We start from the raw sequence: 18,306 nt of genomic DNA on the forward strand, positions 1-18,306 counted from the left end.
CCCTTCTTAGTTTTTGTTAATCTTGATGGTCTGAACAATGGTCTCGGGTTTGGACCGGTTCAGATCAACATGCAGCAAACCGTTTTCCGTTTTAGCGCCGCCAACTTCTACCCCATCGGCCAAAACAAAAGCCCGCTGGAACTGGCGTGCAGCAATGCCACGATGCAAGTAAACACGCCCATCGCTGTCGTCTTTCTGCCGTCCGCGCACAACCAATTGGTTGTCTTCAATCGTGATTGACAAATCATCCTCGGAAAATCCGGCGACGGCTAAAGTAATTCGAAAACTGTTTTCGCTGGTCTGCTCGATGTTGAACGGTGGATAGCCATCATTACCGGACTTGGCAGTCCGCTCTACAAGGCGTTCGAGCTCGTCAAAGCCCAAGAGAAAAGGGTGCGACCCCAAAGTTAGTTTTGTCATAGACACGTCCTGTTTGCAGCGACTGTGTGGGCAGGCCCCATTATGGCGACCCTTCGTTTTAGATATGGGTCGTCTTTTAATGATCTGCAAGGTGTTTGGTCTAGCGAAACTCTTTCCGCGCACCTGCAAAAAGGATACTATGAAAAGCAGAGTAGAAAAAAAATCAGTCATCACACAGGTAGTGCCCTCAGATGAATACTTCATCGGAAATGAACCACGAAGAGGTCCTGCGGGTTAAACTTGAAGTATTGCGCTCGGAGCATCGTGATCTGGATGATGCAATCCATGCCCTGGTGGAAAGAGGAACATCAGACCAGTTGCAACTGCGCCGGTTGAAAAAGCAAAAACTGGCGCTGAAAGATCGAATCCAGAAAATCGAAAATGAGCTAACACCAGACATCATTGCTTAAGCGCTGAGGATCGCTATAGTGCCGCTTCCTTTAAACGGGGTACGAGATGGCAAAGATCAAAGTAGGCATTATCATGGGCAGCCAGTCGGACTGGGCGACCATGAAAGCCGCAGCCGACATTCTGGATGAACTGGGCATCACATATGAGACAAAGATCGTTTCTGCGCACCGCACGCCTGACCGGCTCTGGGAATATGGCAAAACCGCTGTCTCAAGGGGACTAAGTGTCATCATTGCAGGTGCTGGAGGGGCCGCTCATCTGCCGGGTATGATGGCGTCCAAAACCCGAGTGCCTGTCGTTGGTGTCCCCGTACAGACAAAAGCTCTGTCCGGTGTGGATAGTCTCTATTCCATCTTGCAAATGCCCAAAGGCTACCCGGTTGCCACCATGGCAATCGGGGAAGCTGGTGCTGCAAATGCTGGCCTGATGGCGGCGGGTATTCTTGCAATTCATGACACGGAAATTGCATCCCGTCTCGACGCCTGGCGTGACGCCCTGTCTAACTCTATTCCGGAAATGCCCCAAGATGACTGATTCACTCGCGCCTGGCGCCACCATTGGCATTTTAGGCGGCGGTCAGCTTGGCCGGATGCTCTCGGTTGCGGCGGCCCGACTTGGCTTTAGAACCCATATATTTGAGCCTGGTGCGAACCCACCTGCAGGGCAGGTCTGCGACACTGTTACGACTGCTCCTTACGAGGATAAGGCCGCGTTGTTGGCTTTCGCCGATGCGGTAGATCTTATCACCTTTGAATTTGAAAACATCCCGACAACCGCACTCGATATACTGGAAAGCCACCGCCCCATTCACCCCAATCGCGAGGCGCTCCGAGTCTCGCAAGACAGGCTTGTCGAAAAAGAATTCCTTCAAAGTCTCGGCCTCGCCACCGCGCCATTCGCGGCAGTAGACTCACTTGCAAATCTCAACAACGCAATTGCCAGAATTGGCACTCCTGCAATCTTAAAGACCCGTCGTTTCGGCTATGACGGGAAAGGCCAGGTGCGTATCAAGACCCCGGGCGAAGCCGAAACGGCCTATGCGTCTATGGCTGATGCACCATCAATACTCGAAGGGTTCGTTGATTTCAGCCGCGAAATTTCAGTTATTGGCGCGCGTAACAGCGATGGGGCCGTCTCTTGTTTCGATCCCGGCGAAAACATCCATAACGACGGAATTTTACACACAACAACCGTTCCGGCGCAGATTTCCAACGCTCTGAGAACCGACGCGGTTTTACTGGCAGGGCGCATCCTTAACGCCCTCGATTATGTTGGTGTTTTAGGCGTCGAACTTTTTGTGACTGATTCAGGCCTGATCGTGAATGAAATTGCACCTCGCGTGCATAATTCGGGGCACTGGACGCAAAACGGCTGTGTGATCGACCAGTTTGAACAACATATCCGCGCAGTTTCTGGCTGGCCCTTAGGTGATGGGCAACGACATTCCGATGTCGAGATGCTGAACTTGATTGGCGAAGATATAACTATGGTCCCAGCCCTCGCAAAGGAACGAAACGCCGCAATCCATCTTTACGGAAAAGCCGACGTAAAACCGGGCCGGAAGATGGGACATGTCAACCGACTGTTAAGCAAACCTTAAACACCAGTTTCAATAAATATCCCCGCCGGAGGCAAAATCCTTTTTAAGGATTTTGCCTCCGGCGGGGATATTTATGGGAAAAAGAAATTTATGGTTGGCCAGCAAGACGAGAGAGCGCTTCGCTGTAGCCCATATTTTTATCAAACCGGCCCTCACTCAGGAACAGCATCGTCTGTGCCACGACCAGCGGGTTGTTCATCATGAAGGTGTGTGTCACGGGCAGAACAATATGGGCATCCATACCGCCTAGCCGCGTGGAACCTACCGCCACCTTTCCATCATCAGGTCCTGTAATGACGGCTGAGTAAATCGGGTTTAGCGATCGGTTTCCCGCTATTACACCCAATTCGAACCGGGCCGCGCCAAGACGGTTGGGCATGCTTTCTGAATCTGTCCCAAGTTCCAGCCCCGCTGGGCCATTTATCCAGCGAAAAGGACCCAGATCGCCAAAAGCGTCTACCAGTTCCGAGCCATGATTTGGAGGCGCAAGCATAACGACGCGACCCATGGTTTTAGGTCGGTTGTTCTGAAGCCATGCCCGAACAAGTATTCCCCCCATGGAATGCGTTACAAAATGTGTTCGCTGCGCATCACATGCTGCGACTGCTTCGGGCAGCGTTTCAGCAACCAGTTCTTCAATCGGCGCGTTGGTAGATCGATGAGCGGGTACAACTGTTTTATACCCTGACCGTGTCAGCGCCTCTTCCATCACGGCCAGTGATGCGGGTCCACGCGCCAACCCATGTAGAAGGATCACGCAATCCGCAGCCGCCTGAAGCGGCCACATAACAAAGATCAGAAGTGTAAAGAGATACCGCATTGAGGTGATATAGGTGAATTGAATGATGGTTTCGAGACCTACTTGTACGCGCCGGGGTTCAAAGGCATTCTGCGGCCATGGACCATTTACTCAGCTCAAAGTCGCCACGGCTGGCAGCGCGCGCGATCATATTGCACGAAGAAAGGTTGCTATTGGTTAATGCTTACCCTGCAGGCCTGTCAGATCTATGGTGCGCGCCGGGTGGCGGAGTTGAGCGCGGAAGCTCGTTACACGACAGCCTTATCCGGGAAGTTTACGAGGAAACTGGCTTTTCAATCACTGTCGGCACACCTGCGCTCGTCAATGAATTTCACGACCCATCGCGGGATTTTCATCAGGTCGACATTTACTTTCGTTGCCATATCACATCTGGCTCTCTGGATATTAAGTGGCAGGACCCGGAAGGTATTGTTTCGTGTCGTAAGTTTTTCACACGGGCTGACATGTCGGATATTCGTTTCAAGCCAGACAGTCTGGCAGATGTTGCATGGAGCAAGGACGACGCGATTTCTTATGACCCGATAGAGCTCATCGTGCGATAAAATGTTTAAGTAGTCGAACGCGTGAAGCACATGCTAACGCCGGATCGAAATCGCGATTCCACCCAAAACCAATACCGCTGCGATCAGGAACCTCAGGGTAAGAGCCTCTCCCAGAAAAACCATTCCGCCCGCCAATGCAATAATAGGCACCGTAAGCTGCGCGACCGCAGCAATGCTCGCATCAAGCCGGGGAAGAACCGTGTACCACAGAGCATAACCAAGCCCTGATGTTACAACACCCGAAAGAACAGCAAGGACTACGCCCCAAAAGGTGATCGGCAAAACATCTGGGAAAACCAGCAATGGGAGCAGCCCCAAGGGCACGGCGAGTATAAAATTTACAGCGGTTGCCGCCAGCGGGTCTTTTGCTTTTCGACCATGAAGGGAATAGATACCCCATCCCAGAGCTGCGGCTGTCATAAGGATTGCACCCAGGATTTCCGGAGCAGCGGCACCCCCTGGCCACAGCAGATAGACCAGACCGGCAAACGCGACCCCAGCCCCAAGCCAGCGCGTTGGGGGAAGCCGTTCAGACGAAAGTATTGCACCCGCGAACATTGTGATCTGGACACCACCAAATAGGATCAGCGCGCCAACACCAGCTTCTAGCGTGACATAGGCAAACGAGAACCCAATGATATATAAAACAAGCGAAAGAGGCCCAGTAATGCCCCCAAACTGGCTGCTTGAACTCGCCCCATTTCGCACCCAGACCATTAAGGCCAGTGCTAAAGCCCCCGATACCAACCGGATCGAGGCAAAACCAGAAGGTCCGATTGCCCCATCTGCCAAAGCGAGGCGATTCAATACAGAATTTGCCGCAAAGGCGACCATCGTCAGAACTGTAAGAAGGATCAGGCGTAAAGGACCGTTGTGCGAGGCTTTCACTTTAACTTCATTTCTTTCCAATTTGGGCAGGCCCGCGACTTAGAACGTCTTCGACATTTTGACTTTGTTTCCGCTTCGCTCAACCTCTTGCCATCCAAGATGGATGTAAAGTGAAACATTTTCCGGCATACCAACATGCGTGGAAAGGCGCATTTCAGCACATCCCAGCCCGATGCATTCGCGCTCCGCGAGCAAGATCAGGGCTCGTCCTAGTCCCTGCCCTTTTGCTTTGGGGTCTACCGCAATATTCGCGAGGCGTAGGGCAGCACCCTCGTTAACAAGGACGATTCCACCCCAAATTTCACCGTTACTTTCAGCAACCCAGACATTGTGGTTTGCGATGTCGTCCTCAATTCCTTCGGTCACAGCAGGCAAATCAGCTATCCGGTCGCGATAAGCTGCGTAAGCGGCTGCAATACACTCTCTGAATTGAGTTGCGTCTGATGGCTGGGCCCGCCTTATCTGCCAGTTCTTCATTGTATTCTCAGTGGCTTCAAATTCTTACCATGTATAAAGATTGCTACGCGCAAAAGAAAAGGGGCCTCGAAAGACCCCTTTCCGTTAACCAACAGGTTGGCGTGACTTACATCATGCCGCCCATGCCGCCCATGCCACCCATGTCTGGCATACCGCCACCAGCGCCAGCACCTTCTTTAGAAGGCTTGTCAGCAACCATAGCTTCGGTTGTGATCAGCAAGCCAGCGATAGAGGCCGCATCTTCGAGTGCAGTACGAACCACTTTGGCAGGGTCGATAACGCCGAATTTGAACATGTCGCCATATTCTTCGGTCTGAGCGTTAAAGCCAAAGGTCGGGTCTGTGCTTTCACGGACTTTGCCCGCTACGACAGCACCGTCAACACCAGCGTTTTCTGCGATCTGACGCAGCGGTGCTTCGAGTGCTTTACGCACGATCGTAATACCAGCGTTTTGATCAGAGTTATCGCCAGTCAGCCCTTCGAGCGTTTTTGCTGCCTGAACCAGAGCAACACCACCGCCAACGATAACACCTTCTTGAACGGCTGCACGGGTCGCGTTCAGGGCATCGTCTACGCGGTCTTTGCGCTCTTTCACTTCGATTTCGGTCATGCCGCCAACACGGATGACTGCAACACCGCCTGCGAGTTTCGCAACACGTTCCTGCAGTTTTTCACGATCGTAATCAGAAGAAGTTTCTTCGATCTGACCGCGGATCTGCGCAACACGTGCTTCGATCTCTGCTTTTTCGCCAGCGCCGTCGATGATTGTTGTTTCATCTTTGGTGATGGTGACTTTTTTGGCAGAACCCAGCATGTCCATAGTGACAGATTCAAGTTTCATGCCCAGATCATCAGAAATTACCTGGCCACCGGTCAGGATAGCAATGTCTTGCAACATGGCTTTGCGGCGATCGCCGAAACCAGGTGCTTTAACAGCTGCAATTTTCAATCCGCCACGCAATTTGTTAACAACGAGAGTTGCAAGCGCTTCGCCTTCAACATCTTCAGAAATGATAAGCAGTGGTTTTTGCGACTGAATAACAGCCTCGAGCAGCGGCACCATTGGCTGAAGCGAAGACAGTTTCTTTTCGTGCAGCAGGATGACGACGTCTTCCAGATCTGCGATCATTTTGTCAGGGTTAGTTACAAAATAAGGTGACAGGTAGCCACGATCAAACTGCATACCTTCAACAACATCGGTTTCTGTTTCCAGACCTTTGTTTTCTTCGACGGTGATTACACCTTCGTTGCCTACGCGCTGCATAGCGTCTGCGATTTGGCGGCCAATTTCAGCTTCGCCGTTTGCAGAGATCGTGCCAACCTGAGCAACTTCGTCGCTGTCTTTGACAACCCGCGAAGCAGCTTTAATCGACTCAACAACTTTTGAAACAGCGATGTCGATACCGCGCTTCAGGTCCATTGGGTTCATGCCAGCGGCAACCGATTTCAGGCCTTCTTTAACGATAGCTTGGGCCAGAACAGTCGCGGTTGTTGTTCCGTCGCCTGCTTCGTCATTGGTGCGAGAGGCAACCTCTTTCACCATCTGGGCGCCCATGTTTTCGAACTTGTCTTCAAGCTCGATTTCTTTTGCAACGGTAACACCATCTTTGGTGATGCGTGGTGCGCCAAAGGATTTGTCGATAACAACGTTACGGCCTTTGGGACCAAGTGTTACTTTCACAGCATCTGCGAGGATATTAACGCCGCGCAACATACGATTGCGGGCATCGGTATCGAATTTGACTTCTTTAGCCATATTGCAAACTCCTAAAGTCTGTTTCTATTTTGAAGGGGACAGGGGTCGGATCAGGTAATGATGCCCAGGATGTCGCTTTCCTTCATCATCAGCAGCTCTTCGCCGTCGACGGTAACTTCGGTGCCGGACCATTTGCCGAACAGAATCTTGTCGCCGTTTTTCACAGCCATTTCGATCAGTTCGCCAGAATCTTTCCGCGCACCTTCGCCACAAGCGATAACTTCGCCTTCAGCTGGTTTTTCTTTTGCGGTGTCTGGAATGATCAGGCCGCCTGCTGTTTTCTCATCGCCTTCAACGCGACGAACGAGCACACGGTCGTGCAGCGGTTTCAATGCCATCTCTAGAACGCTCCTTGGTTCGAAGTTTATGTACTGTTGTCACTCGTCTCTGCCGAGTGCTAACGACATGGAAATAAGGATGACAGACGGGTGAGTCAACCAGAAGACTGCGAAATTTTGTTATTGCAATTTGGGTTTGCGAAAATCCGACCCAACGTTTCACGTTACTTGGGCGCAAACCCATAGGATTTCAGGCCACTTAAGCCCGTCGGCGTAACGGTATAAACCCCCGTGGAAACGCGTTCAAACCAACCATAGTGATCGTCAGACATAATTCGAGTCGCATTCTCGACGCCTGTTGTATGGGCAACCTCTGCACCTTTGGTGGCCCCGTTCTCAGCCAGATACCCAGCGCAACGCAGCGCATCCTGTCGATAGGCTGTAACCAGCCCTTTTCGCGTTGCACCGCCAGTGTTCGGATCACCCTCACGACGCGCGAATTCGCGAAGCAGACGGGTTTTCTTCGTCTTAGATTTGCGTGGCTTGAAGGACCCCGGATCAAGATGCACCTCGACCAGTTGATCACGCAAACGAACCGTAATCAGACCTAACCCCAATCGACGACAAAGGCTGATATTATCTTTTAGTGTTTTGCTGAACAAACGCCCCTTCCCCATGGGAACCGCCAGATACACAATATCTGTAACCGACTGACGCGCGACACCCTGATGAAACAGCGAAAGGGAAAAACCGGTTTTCAGTTCTACAATCACAGGCTCTTCTTCGTCACGACAAGCCACAACATCTGCAGCCAGAACCTCACTTTTGACAACATAACCCTGTGACTGAAGATATGCTTTAATAGGAGGATAGAGTTCAGTTTCGCGCAAACGGGTCATAGTTTCTTTTAACTTCAAGAAACCTGCGTGTCAGGAAAAACTGCCCGGTTTTGTTGAATGTTTTTTATGGGCCAAAAAGCCACAGCCAGGCCGCGTGACAACCTAGGACCACCCCCCTATAAGGACGACAAAATTTACCCTGAAATGGACCGCAACATGACAACCTTAGTTTTTGGCCACAAGGCCCCCGACACTGATTCAACCGGCTCGCCTATTATCTGGGCATGGTACCTGAACGAAATCAAAGGAACGCAGGCCAAACCGGTGTTGCTTGGAAGGCCGAACACTGAAGCTGCCTTTGTCGTGAACCGCTGGGGGTTTGAAACACCCGAGATCATTTCGGGCGTCACCGCCGATGACACCTGCGTTGTTGTTGATACCAACAATCCTGCTGAACTGCCCGAAGCAATCAACGACGCGAACGTTGTGCAGATCATTGACCACCACCTCCTGGTCGGAGGCTTGAAAACACGGGGCCCAATCGACATTACGATCCGCCCGCTCGCCTGCACCGCAACCATCATGTATGACCTGATGGGTGACAACGCGGCGAAAATGCCCGACAATATCAAAGGCGCAATGCTGTCCTGTATTTTGTCTGATACGCTCGCGTTCCGCTCACCAACAACAACCGATGCAGATCGTGCACTGGCAGAAAAACTCGCAGGCGAACTGGGCATCAATATCACTGATTATGCTTCTGAAATGTTCGAAGCGAAGTCTGACGTTTCTGCCTTCTCAGACGCCGAACTGCTGCGGATGGATTCAAAAGAATACACTGTTGGTGACACTAAATTCCGTGTCTCGGTTCTGGAAACCACGGCACCAAAAATCGTCCTCGACCGTAAAGCCAGCCTGATGGAGAGCATGACCACCGTCGCAGCCGAAGATGCTGTTGATCAGGTCTTGTTGTTCGTCGTCGATATTCTGAACGAAGAAGCAACCATGCTAGTCCCGAATGAATTGACAAAAACCGTGGCTGAAAAAAGCTTTGGTGCGACTGTCGAAGGCGACGCTGTCGTTCTGCCGGGCGTGATGAGCCGCAAAAAACAGATCATTCCTAATCTGGCGGTCTGATCCGAACCAAAGTAAGAACAACGGGGCGCTTTTTAGCGCCCCTTTTTTCTGCATCTGCAATAAGATCATTTTGCGCATATGATGCGCGAAGAACATATTTACCTGCCGAGGCCCAAATGACGCAAATTATCGAAGCACTCGACGACGTATCTGCACGCTATGATGCGCTGTTTGTCGATCTCTGGGGATGTCTGCACAACGGTCTGGAACCATTTCCGGATGCAGTAAACGCGTTACAGCGTTTCCGAGCAGGCGGAGGAAAAGTTGTGCTGCTTACCAACTCCCCTCGTCCCCGTGCCAGCGTTGAGGTGCAGCTTGAACAGATAGGTGTCCCAAAAGACTGCTGGGATACAATCACCACATCCGGCGACAGTGCGCGCGCAGCTATGTTTCAGGGTGTCGTTGGCGAAAAGGTCTTTCACATCGGCAAGAAGGATGAGGAAGGCTTTTTCACCAAGCTAAAAATCATCGAAGATGCCGCAGAAATTTTGCTGGTGTCACTGCAAGACGCTGAAGGCATCGTCTGTACTGGCCCGGAAGACCCGCTTGCCCTGCCCGAGGTTTATCGCCCGCAATTTTTGTATGCGAAACAAAAAGGTCTAAAACTGCTTTGCGCCAACCCGGATATCGTTGTCGACCGAGGGGAGCGGCGCGAATGGTGTGCAGGTGCATTGGCGGCGCTTTACACGGAAATGGGCGGTGAAAGCCTGTATTTTGGCAAACCGCACCCTCCGATCTACGACCTCGCACACCGAAGGTTGTTGGCGCTCGGCTCCGATTATCCCGACCATCGCATCCTGTGCATCGGTGATGGAATCGCAACCGATATTCAGGGTGCCACAGGTGAGGATCTTGATTCGCTGTTTATATCTGGTGGCTTAGCAGCAACAGAAACCAAGACAGTCCGGCAGCCTAACCCAGCTGCGCTTGACGCGTATCTTGAGGCTGCACAGCTCACGCCGCGCTATTCCATTGGGTTTTTGCGCTAATCGTTGCCAAAACAGCAACAAAATCCGCCACGCAATAATATTTCACCAGAAACACGAAATTTGCCGTTTTATTACTTTACGACTTGCCTGCACTGCAGCACTCCTTTATGCTGCAGTGCAACATAATCCTTCTGGAGAGACGGGATGCTCGACAATATGCCGCGTGGAACAATCTGCATAGAAGACATCGAAATCGGCATGAGCCGACATCTGAGCAAAGAAGTCACTGACCGTGATATCGAAATGTTTGCAGAAGTGTCGACAGACCGAAATCCGGTGCATCTGGATGATGCCTATGCTCAAGACACGATATTCGAGGGGCGTATTGCACATGGTATGCTGACGGCCGGGCTGATCTCTGCAGTTATTGGCGAGCAGCTTCCCGGGCACGGCACAGTTTATCTTGGTCAGACATTGAAATTCATGGCCCCCGTTCGCCCCGGCGATATTGTCTATGCCGAAGTCGAAGTCATAGAGATCGACTATTCCCGTCGCCGGGTAAAAATGGACTGCCATTGTGCTGTTGATGGCAAAGTTGTGCTGAAAGGCGAGGCAATCGTACTTGCCCCAAGCCGGAAATTCGACTGACGACTTGCAAGGGCGCTTAGGCCTCGGTAGTTGGTCTTATGCGTATTGTTCGAGACACCCAGTTTGTGGAAGAAATAGATCGCGGCGCCAGTGCCGCGATTGGCAACTTTGATGGGGTGCATCGCGGCCATCAGGTTGTCATCGAAATTGCCCGTGAGCAGGCCGAAGGACTGGGCTGCCCGCTTGGCGTTATGACGTTTGAACCACACCCGCGCCAGTATTTTGCGCCCGACGCCCCACCCTTTCGACTGATGAATGCCGATGCGCGCGCGCACCGGCTTGAAAAACTCGGGGTGGAACGGCTTTATGAACTTAATTTCAACAGTGTTTTATCTTCACATTCCGCTCGTGAGTTCGCGGAACAGGTGATCGTAGAAGGTCTTGGATTACGTCATATTGTGGTTGGCGAGGATTTCTGCTTTGGCAAAGGACGGTCCGGAAACGCGGAAGACCTGAAGGCCTTTGGCGAAGAACTAGGGTTTGGTGTCACGGTTGTTCCGCTCGTTTCTGATGGTAAGGGTGAGTTTTCTTCCACCTCAATCCGCAACGCCCTAACCGATGGCCGACCTGGGGATGCCGCGCGAATGCTGGGCCACTGGCACCGCATTGAAGGAGAAGTGATCCACGGCGAACAGCGCGGACGAGAGCTTGGCTATCCAACGACCAACATGTCAATCGACGGGCTTCACCCGCCAAAATTTGGGGTCTACGCCGTCAAAGTTGAAGTTCTGGATGGACCGCACGCAGGCCAATACGACGGTGCAGCCAGCATGGGTGTGAGGCCAATGTTTGGCGTCAATCAACCAAACCTTGAAACTTATCTATTCGATTTCAAAGGCGATCTTTATGGAGCAAACCTATCTGTCGCGCTTATCGAGTATCTGCGACCAGAGCTGAAGTTTGACAGCCTTGACGCCCTGATTGCACAAATGGATGCAGATTGCGCCAAAGCGCGCGCACTTCTCGCTGACGTGTGATCCTATGAAAGATCCGATAAACCGCGATGGGCTACGACCGAAATTCTGGGAAAAAGTAGCGTTAAAAAACCTAACCGCCAAAGAGTGGGAAGCGCTTTGCGACGGCTGCGGAAAATGCTGTCTGAACAAGCTGGAAGACGAAGAATCCGGTGAAGTTGTGTTTACTCGTGTGGCCTGCCGGTTGCTTGACGACCAAACCTGCCGCTGTGGGCAATATGATATCCGCAAGCAGTTTGTGCCTGAATGTGTTGTTCTGACACCTAAGACATTGCCTGATGTTGCGTATTTTATGCCCGCCACATGCGCCTATCGCCTTTTGCACGAAGGCAAGCCGCTTTACGACTGGCACCCGCTTATTTCCGGAACACCCGAGTCGGTACATGAAGCGGGCCAATCAGTACGTGGATGGACGGTACCTGAATTCGAAATCTCAGAAGAAGACTGGGAAGATTATGTGATCGAGGAACCCTGCTGATGTTTTTTGCCTCCGACAATTCTGGCCCGGTGCATCCAAGTGTTATGGAAGCCCTAGCACACGCGAACGAAAGCTACGCGATGCCTTATGGTGCAGATGTCCTGATGGACAACGTTCACACCCGCATCCGTGAAATATTCGAGGCACCAGAAGCTGCGGTCTATCTGGTAGCGACAGGGACAGCAGCGAACTCCCTCGCACTGGCCACACTCTGTAATCCCTGGGAGACAGTATTCTGTTCTACGGTCGCCCATATCCACGAAGACGAATGTAACGCACCAGAGTTTTACACGGGCGGTGCCAAGCTGACCCTAGTCAAAGGCGACGACGCAAAGTTTACAGCAGACGCGTTGCGTGAAGCCGTCGAAAAAGAAGAAACCCGTGGTGTGCATGGCCCTCAGCGCGGACCGGTATCAATGACCCAGGCGACAGAGCGTGGAACGATATACAGTCTGGATGAAATTCGTGCCATTGCCAAATCGGCCAAGGCCTTTGGTTTGCCTGTCCATATGGACGGCGCGCGGTTCACAAATGCGCTTGTTGCGCTGGGTTGCAGTGCTGCTGAAATGACCTGGAAAGCAGGAGTTGACGTTGTCAGTTTCGGAGGTACAAAAAACGGCCTGATGGGCGTCGAAGCAGTCATCTTTTTCGACCCGAAACATGCATGGGAATTTGAGCTGCGTCGCAAACGCGGAGCGCATCTTTTTTCCAAGCACCGGTACCTTTCGGCTCAGATGGCCGCCTATCTGGATGATGATCTGTGGCTTCGATCGGCTAAAGCCGCAAACGACGCGACAGCGCGGCTGGCGCATGGGCTAAAGCAAATCGAAGGGACAACCTTTGTGCATGAACCCGCTGTCAATATGATCTTTGCGGGATGGTCGCGTGCAGGGCATCAACGTCTTCACGACGCTGGCGCTCAGTACTACATCTGGGAAGGTGCATTAGACGGAAGTGACCCGGATGAGATTTTGACAGCCCGGCTGGTGACCGACTGGTCAATGACGGATGAAAACATCGACCGGTTTCTTGATCTGGTTCGGGGGTAACAGTACCCCCTTCTCAACCGCTACCAAAACCCTGCAAACCTAGATCTTTCCAGCGAGGTGCAGATCCAGATCATCTAGTCTGTCCTGTCCCCAAAACCTTTGGTCTGAATCCGTGACATAAAAGGGTGATCCGAATGCACCACGCTTCACTGCGTCTTCCAAGTTTGCCGCATAGGTTTCCGCCCCGGCAAGCAAGCCACTGTCAGCCAATGACGGGTCGAACCCGGCGGTTTTCAGGCAGCCTTTGATCACCTCATCTTCGGCTATATTTTTATCTTCGGCCCAACACGCTGCCAAAATACCATGTGCGAGTTTCCCCAAATCGCCACCACCAGCATTTTGTGCGGCAATGATAGCGTAGGCACTGGGTGCCATATTCGTTGGAAAGAACGCGGGCTTCGGATTAAGCGGCAACCCGGTTTTTTTCGCCTGTCTTTCTATTTCCTGTGCGCGCATTTCAATTCGCGAAGGATGCCGATCTTTTGGTGGAACGCCACCCGTGCGCGAAAATAGCGCCATAAGATCCAAAGGTTTGTAGGTAATGGTTGCCCCGTGCTTAGCAGCAATTTCTTCCAACCGGGTCCCCGCGAGATACGCAAAGGGTGAAATTGTTGCGAAATAGTAATCTATATGAGCCATTTGGCCCTCCTGGCGTGTTGCATTCTTTGCAAGACCCTAGCTGGGTGATAAGCGGTGTCAACGTCACGATTCTGTCATCTCGACGACTTCACCTGGGGACCAAAAACATGCCGACCGTAACTGAACCGAAACTCATTTCCGGTAATGCCAACCTAAGTCTGGCAAAATCTATTGCCCGCAGAATGTCGATGCACCGTGGTGTTAACATTGACCTGGTAGATGCTCGCGTAGAGCGCTTCAATGATCAGGAAATCTTTGTTGAAGTCTACGAGAATGTGCGCGGCGAGGATATGTTCATAATCCAGCCAACGTCTAATCCTGCCAATGACAACCTGATGGAACTGCTTATCATGGCGGATGCGCTGAAACGCTCTTCAGCGGCACGTGTCACAGCAGTGATTCCTTATTTTGGTTACGCCCGGCAAGATCGCCGCACAAAGGCACGCACCCCCATTACCGCGAAACTTGTCGCAAATATGATTACCGGAACAGGTATTGAGCGGGTTTTAACGATGGATCTGCACGCGGCGCAGATTCAGGGTTTCTTTGATATCCCGGTCGATAACCTGTATGCATCCCCTGTCTTCGCACTCGATATTCAGCACCAGTTTAAAGACAAACTCAACGATGTGATGATCGTCTCTCCCGACGTAGGCGGGGTTGCACGCGCGCGCGAACTGGCGCAGCGGATTGGCTGCCCACTTTCGATCGTTGACAAACGACGTGAGAAGGCAGGCGAAGTCGCGGAAATGACAGTAATTGGTGATGTGACTGGAAAGACATGTATAATCGTTGATGACATCTGCGATACCGCTGGAACGCTCTGCAAGGCGGCTGAAGTGTTGATTCAAAGCGGCGCAAAAGAAGTACATTCCTATATCACGCACGGCGTTCTGTCTGGCCCGGCTGTAGAGCGTATTACCAATTCAGTCATGAAAAGTCTGGTGATCACAGACTCGATCGAGCCAACTAAACAAGTTAAAGCTGCCAAAAATATCCGTATTGTACCAACTGCGCCAATGTTTGCGCAGGCAATCCTGAACATCTGGCACGGCACTTCGGTTTCGTCTCTATTTGACGTAAAAACACTCGGGCCAATTTATGAAGGCATGTACAGCAGCTAACCAAGCCTAAAGGCTTTGATGCCTCGTCATGCCGAAACTTAGAAGATTTGGCGTGCGTTTCTTCGCACCAACGGGGCTTTTTTAGTAAAGCTCCCATTCTTCCTCGTCAGGCAAATCGCCAATCGCAATCCAGGACGCCCGAATACGGGCGACCCTGCTGTCAGCCCATGTACGAAAAACAAGATCAAAGCCAGTTTTTGAAATATTTTCTGCCTGTATGTCTGCGCGCTTGTTTGTGAGACGGTCCATGTCCCACATCGACATGGATACCTGCACAACAGGAATTGATTGAAATGAAGATGAGAATTTCACTCTTGCACGCGATGCACGCGGGCCGGTTCCGGTCCACATGTCACCGCCATCCTCAAAATCAGAGAACAGCGTTTTTTCCCCTTGGTCGACACCAACCAGATGGCTGTGCAATCGCTTCATTCAAAATACCTTTCGGACTGAACCTTATCCGGAGAAATTGGCAAAACATTGCCCCGAATACGTCAAAGCCCCGCAAAGAAGTAGCAGGGCTTTGAAATCTGTTCAGAAAACCGAATATCAGCTTGAGGCTAGCCCGATTTCAGATGCTAGCGCCGCAATATCGGCAACGCGCTTAGCAGTCACATCCTTTTCCTCAGGTCTTGCCTGTTGTTGCTTTTCAGCTGCGTCGGCAGCAAACCCGTTCAGAATGTCCTGCGTCATCTCAGACACTGGTAGTGCGTGTTCTGCCAATACAGAGGCCGCACCGCTGGTAATTTCAGCAAAACCGCCACTGACGACGTACTCTGTTGTTCCCTCAGAACTGACAACCCGCACGATTCCGGGACGCAATGTCGTAATGACAGGTGCGTGATCCGGCATTGCGGTCATGTCGCCATCGGCTCCCGGAAGCTGGATTTCCGTCGCCTGAACAGAGGCAAGCCTGCGTTCGGGCGACACCAGGTCGAATTGCATCGTATCGGCCATCAGGCCCTCCCTTAGGCTGCGTCTGCTGCCATTTTCTCGGCTTTAGCGACAACTTCGTCGATGCCACCAACCATATAGAATGCACCTTCTGGCAAGTGGTCATATTCGCCGGCAACAACAGCCTTGAACGAAGAAATCGTATCTGCCAGCGGAACCTGTTTACCGTCAGAACCAGTGAACACTTTCGCAACGTCGAATGGTTGGCTGAGGAACCGCTGAATTTTACGCGCACGTGCAACAGTCAGTTTATCTTCTTCGCTCAGTTCGTCCATACCAAGGATGGCAATGATATCCTGAAGCGACTTGTAACGCTGCAAAATTTCCTGAACGTCAGTTGCCACTTTATAATGCTCATCCCCGATAACAGACGGGTCAAGAAGCCGCGAAGTTGAGTCAAGTGGGTCAACAGCAGGATAAATACCAAGTTCTGAAATCGCACGCGACAGAACGGTTGTCGCATCGAGGTGCGCAAACGATGTCGCTGGTGCAGGGTCGGTAAGGTCATCCGCAGGTACGTAGATCGCCTGAACCGAAGTAATCGAACCAGCTTTGGTCGATGTAATCCGTTCTTGCAGCGCACCCATGTCAGTTGCCAGTGTTGGCTGATAGCCCACAGCAGATGGAATACGGCCCAGAAGTGCTGACACCTCGGAACCCGCCTGTGTAAAGCGGAAGATGTTATCAACGAAGAACAGAACGTCTGTACCAGATTGGTCGCGGAACTGTTCCGCCAAAGTCAGACCTGACAGAGCAACACGCATCCGCGCTCCGGGAGGCTCGTTCATCTGGCCATAGACCAGCGCCACTTTGGACTTTTCCAGATCATCCGGAACGATAACGCCGGATTCGATCATCTCGTGGTAAAGGTCGTTTCCTTCACGTGTCCGCTCTCCAACCCCAGCAAACACAGAGAAGCCTGAGTGCACTTTCGCGATGTTGTTGATCAGTTCCATGATGAGAACGGTTTTACCCACACCTGCACCACCGAAGAGGCCGATTTTACCGCCCTTCGCATAAGGCGCCAGAAGGTCGATCACCTTGATGCCTGTTTCCAGCACCACAGATTCTGTCGACTGTTCCGAAAACGCAGGGGCGTCCCGGTGGATCGAACGGTGCTCATCCGCCTTTACAGGACCCTTCTCGTCAACCGGATCGCCGGTAACGTTAAGGATACGGCCCAACGTTGCATTGCCGACCGGCACCTGAATCGGAGCGCCAGTGTCTTCAACCTCTGCACCGCGAACCAAGCCTTCAGTCGCATCCATCGCGATACAGCGTACTGATCTTTCGCCAAGATGCTGGGACACTTCAAGAACCAGTTTCTTGCCATTGTTTTCTGTGTTCAGCGCGTTCAGAATTTCGGGAAGTGCATCCTCGAACTGAACGTCGACAACGGCGCCGATGACCTGAGTCACTTTGCCTTTTGCATTTGCCATGTCGTTTCTCCGGTTCTTTAGAGCGCTTCAGCGCCCGAGATAATTTCGATAAGCTCGTTTGTGATAACTGCCTGACGCGAACGGTTGTAAATGATCGTCAGTTTGTCGATCATTTCACCAGCGTTGCGTGTTGCGTTGTCCATAGCGGACATACGCGCGCCTTGCTCAGACGCGCCATTCTCTAGCAGAGCGGCGAAAATCTGGGTGGCAATTCCACGCGGCAGAAGATCAGCAAGGATTTCTTCTTGATCAGGCTCGTAGTCGTAAACCGTACCCGTTTCACCCGTATCTTCAAAAGTTGCAGGGATAACCTGCTGTTCAGTCGGTATCTGACTGATCACACTCTCAAAACGGTTGTAGAAAAGGGTTGCCACGTCAAATTCGCCTGCGATAAAGCGGTCGATAACCCCGCTCGCAATCCCATCGGCGTTGGCGTAACCAACACGTTTGACCTCGGAAAGGTCAACGTGATCGACAAAATGACTGCTGTATTCACGCTTAAGCTGCTCTCGACCCTTCTTGCCAACTGTCAAAATCTGCACCGTTTTACCGGAAGCGATCAGCTGTTCTGCCTTGGCACGTGCAAGTTTAACAATTGACGAGTTGAAGCCGCCACAAAGCCCCCGTTCCGCCGTCAACACCACCAATAGGTGCTTCTGGTCGGAACCGGTCCCTGCGAGCAGTTTAGGCGCGGAGTCTGATTTGCCAACTGAAGCTGCCAACCCACTCAGAACGGCATTCATCCGCTCCGCGTATGGGCGTCCAGCTACAGCAGCGTCCTGCGCACGGCGAAGTTTTGCCGCGGCGACCATCTGCATGGCCTTCGTGATCTTGCGAGTCGATTTGACACTCGCGATCCTGTTCTTAAGGTCCTTCAGGTTTGGCATGTATCCAATCCTATCCC

The 18,306-nt window shown here is 52.0% G+C and carries 23 protein-coding genes; 11 read left to right on the forward strand and 12 right to left on the reverse strand.

From position 1 onward, the window contains the following. Positions 1-6: 6 nt before the first annotated feature. Complete coding sequence (locus J4E70_RS09560; protein ID WP_213888879.1) at positions 7-420, reverse strand: Hsp20 family protein; 414 nt, start codon at positions 418-420, stop codon at positions 7-9. Positions 421-611: 191 nt separating this feature from the next. Here J4E70_RS09560 and J4E70_RS09565 point away from each other — a divergent pair, with 191 nt between their 5' ends. From J4E70_RS09565 to J4E70_RS09575, 3 genes are read left to right on the forward strand one after another with little or no spacing between them, the layout of a single operon-like run. Beyond that, positions 612-830 carry a YdcH family protein gene (locus J4E70_RS09565; protein ID WP_213888880.1) on the forward strand — a complete coding sequence of 73 codons (219 nt, stop codon included), beginning with the start codon at positions 612-614 and terminating at the stop codon, positions 828-830. A 46-nt stretch (positions 831-876) separates the two neighbouring features. Next, on the forward strand, positions 877-1,365 hold the full coding sequence (gene purE, locus J4E70_RS09570) for a 5-(carboxyamino)imidazole ribonucleotide mutase (protein WP_213888881.1): 489 nt from the start codon (positions 877-879) through the stop codon (positions 1,363-1,365). Beyond that, entirely contained in the window at positions 1,358-2,431 is a 1,074-nt protein-coding gene (locus J4E70_RS09575; RefSeq protein WP_213888882.1) for a 5-(carboxyamino)imidazole ribonucleotide synthase, read from the forward strand. The genes purE and J4E70_RS09575 overlap by 8 nt, the downstream gene beginning before the upstream one ends. An 88-nt stretch (positions 2,432-2,519) precedes the next feature. On the opposite strand, the gene J4E70_RS09580 is transcribed toward J4E70_RS09575, so the two are convergent. Continuing rightward, a complete protein-coding gene (locus J4E70_RS09580) occupies positions 2,520-3,251 on the reverse strand; it encodes an alpha/beta fold hydrolase (protein ID WP_213888883.1) in 732 nt (243 codons plus the stop codon). 77 nt (positions 3,252-3,328) lie between these two features. On the opposite strand from J4E70_RS09580, the gene J4E70_RS09585 reads away from it, so the two are divergent. Beyond that, entirely contained in the window at positions 3,329-3,793 is a 465-nt protein-coding gene (locus J4E70_RS09585; protein ID WP_213888884.1) for an NUDIX domain-containing protein, read from the forward strand. A 33-nt stretch (positions 3,794-3,826) separates the two neighbouring features. Here J4E70_RS09585 and J4E70_RS09590 read toward each other — a convergent pair whose 3' ends face one another. From J4E70_RS09590 to J4E70_RS09610, 5 genes are all read right to left on the reverse strand, one after another. Next, positions 3,827-4,627, reverse strand: a complete 801-nt coding sequence (locus J4E70_RS09590) for a DMT family transporter (RefSeq protein ID WP_213889094.1) — start codon at positions 4,625-4,627, stop codon at positions 3,827-3,829. Positions 4,628-4,720: 93 nt separating this feature from the next. Further along, positions 4,721-5,158 (reverse strand): GNAT family N-acetyltransferase, encoded by a 438-nt coding sequence (locus J4E70_RS09595; protein WP_213888885.1) that lies wholly within the window; start codon positions 5,156-5,158, stop codon positions 4,721-4,723. Positions 5,159-5,264: 106 nt separating this feature from the next. Further along, positions 5,265-6,914 carry a chaperonin GroEL gene (gene groL / locus J4E70_RS09600; protein ID WP_213888886.1) on the reverse strand — a complete coding sequence of 550 codons (1,650 nt, stop codon included), beginning with the start codon at positions 6,912-6,914 and terminating at the stop codon, positions 5,265-5,267. Positions 6,915-6,964: 50 nt separating this feature from the next. Next, the gene (locus tag J4E70_RS09605; protein WP_213888887.1) at positions 6,965-7,252 is read right to left on the reverse strand and encodes a co-chaperone GroES; all 288 of its coding nucleotides are present in this window, start codon (positions 7,250-7,252) and stop codon (positions 6,965-6,967) included. A 164-nt stretch (positions 7,253-7,416) separates the two neighbouring features. Then, positions 7,417-8,091 carry a DUF2161 domain-containing phosphodiesterase gene (locus J4E70_RS09610; RefSeq protein ID WP_213888888.1) on the reverse strand — a complete coding sequence of 225 codons (675 nt, stop codon included), beginning with the start codon at positions 8,089-8,091 and terminating at the stop codon, positions 7,417-7,419. 156 nt (positions 8,092-8,247) lie between these two features. On the opposite strand from J4E70_RS09610, the gene J4E70_RS09615 reads away from it, so the two are divergent. The 6 genes from J4E70_RS09615 (at position 8,248) to J4E70_RS09640 (ending at position 13,246) form a co-directional block, all read left to right on the forward strand. Beyond that, positions 8,248-9,168, forward strand: a complete 921-nt coding sequence (locus tag J4E70_RS09615) for a manganese-dependent inorganic pyrophosphatase (RefSeq protein ID WP_213888889.1) — start codon at positions 8,248-8,250, stop codon at positions 9,166-9,168. A 116-nt stretch (positions 9,169-9,284) separates the two neighbouring features. Beyond that, positions 9,285-10,157, forward strand: coding sequence for a TIGR01459 family HAD-type hydrolase (locus tag J4E70_RS09620; RefSeq protein WP_213888890.1), 873 nt, complete (start codon positions 9,285-9,287; stop codon positions 10,155-10,157). Positions 10,158-10,301: 144 nt separating this feature from the next. Then, positions 10,302-10,745: a MaoC family dehydratase gene (locus J4E70_RS09625; protein ID WP_213888891.1), complete on the forward strand. Its 444-nt coding sequence runs from the start codon at positions 10,302-10,304 to the stop codon at positions 10,743-10,745. Positions 10,746-10,783: 38 nt separating this feature from the next. Beyond that, a complete protein-coding gene (locus tag J4E70_RS09630; RefSeq protein ID WP_213888892.1) occupies positions 10,784-11,722 on the forward strand; it encodes a bifunctional riboflavin kinase/FAD synthetase in 939 nt (312 codons plus the stop codon). Positions 11,723-11,726: 4 nt separating this feature from the next. Further along, positions 11,727-12,197 carry a YcgN family cysteine cluster protein gene (locus tag J4E70_RS09635; RefSeq protein WP_213888893.1) on the forward strand — a complete coding sequence of 157 codons (471 nt, stop codon included), beginning with the start codon at positions 11,727-11,729 and terminating at the stop codon, positions 12,195-12,197. Next, positions 12,197-13,246 carry a threonine aldolase family protein gene (locus J4E70_RS09640; RefSeq protein WP_213888894.1) on the forward strand — a complete coding sequence of 350 codons (1,050 nt, stop codon included), beginning with the start codon at positions 12,197-12,199 and terminating at the stop codon, positions 13,244-13,246. The genes J4E70_RS09635 and J4E70_RS09640 overlap by 1 nt, the downstream gene beginning before the upstream one ends. A gap of 39 nt (positions 13,247-13,285) precedes the next feature. Here J4E70_RS09640 and J4E70_RS09645 read toward each other — a convergent pair whose 3' ends face one another. Beyond that, positions 13,286-13,885, reverse strand: a complete 600-nt coding sequence (locus tag J4E70_RS09645; protein ID WP_213888895.1) for a 2-hydroxychromene-2-carboxylate isomerase — start codon at positions 13,883-13,885, stop codon at positions 13,286-13,288. 107 nt (positions 13,886-13,992) lie between these two features. Between J4E70_RS09645 and J4E70_RS09650 the strand changes: the two genes are divergently transcribed. Then, on the forward strand, positions 13,993-15,009 hold the full coding sequence (locus J4E70_RS09650) for a ribose-phosphate pyrophosphokinase (RefSeq protein WP_213888896.1): 1,017 nt from the start codon (positions 13,993-13,995) through the stop codon (positions 15,007-15,009). Between the two features lie 81 nt (positions 15,010-15,090). On the opposite strand, the gene J4E70_RS09655 is transcribed toward J4E70_RS09650, so the two are convergent. From J4E70_RS09655 to J4E70_RS09670, 4 genes are all read right to left on the reverse strand, one after another. Then, a complete protein-coding gene (locus J4E70_RS09655; protein WP_213888897.1) occupies positions 15,091-15,441 on the reverse strand; it encodes an H-type lectin domain-containing protein in 351 nt (116 codons plus the stop codon). A gap of 117 nt (positions 15,442-15,558) precedes the next feature. Beyond that, positions 15,559-15,966, reverse strand: coding sequence for a F0F1 ATP synthase subunit epsilon (locus J4E70_RS09660; protein ID WP_213888898.1), 408 nt, complete (start codon positions 15,964-15,966; stop codon positions 15,559-15,561). Between the two features lie 11 nt (positions 15,967-15,977). Continuing rightward, entirely contained in the window at positions 15,978-17,402 is a 1,425-nt protein-coding gene (gene atpD / locus J4E70_RS09665) for a F0F1 ATP synthase subunit beta (protein ID WP_213888899.1), read from the reverse strand. A 17-nt stretch (positions 17,403-17,419) separates the two neighbouring features. Continuing rightward, a complete protein-coding gene (locus J4E70_RS09670) occupies positions 17,420-18,289 on the reverse strand; it encodes a F0F1 ATP synthase subunit gamma (RefSeq protein ID WP_213888900.1) in 870 nt (289 codons plus the stop codon). Positions 18,290-18,306: the final 17 nt, after the last annotated feature.

Source organism: Pseudohalocynthiibacter aestuariivivens, assembly GCF_018457175.1.
Lineage (GTDB): Bacteria > Pseudomonadota > Alphaproteobacteria > Rhodobacterales > Rhodobacteraceae > Pseudohalocynthiibacter > Pseudohalocynthiibacter aestuariivivens.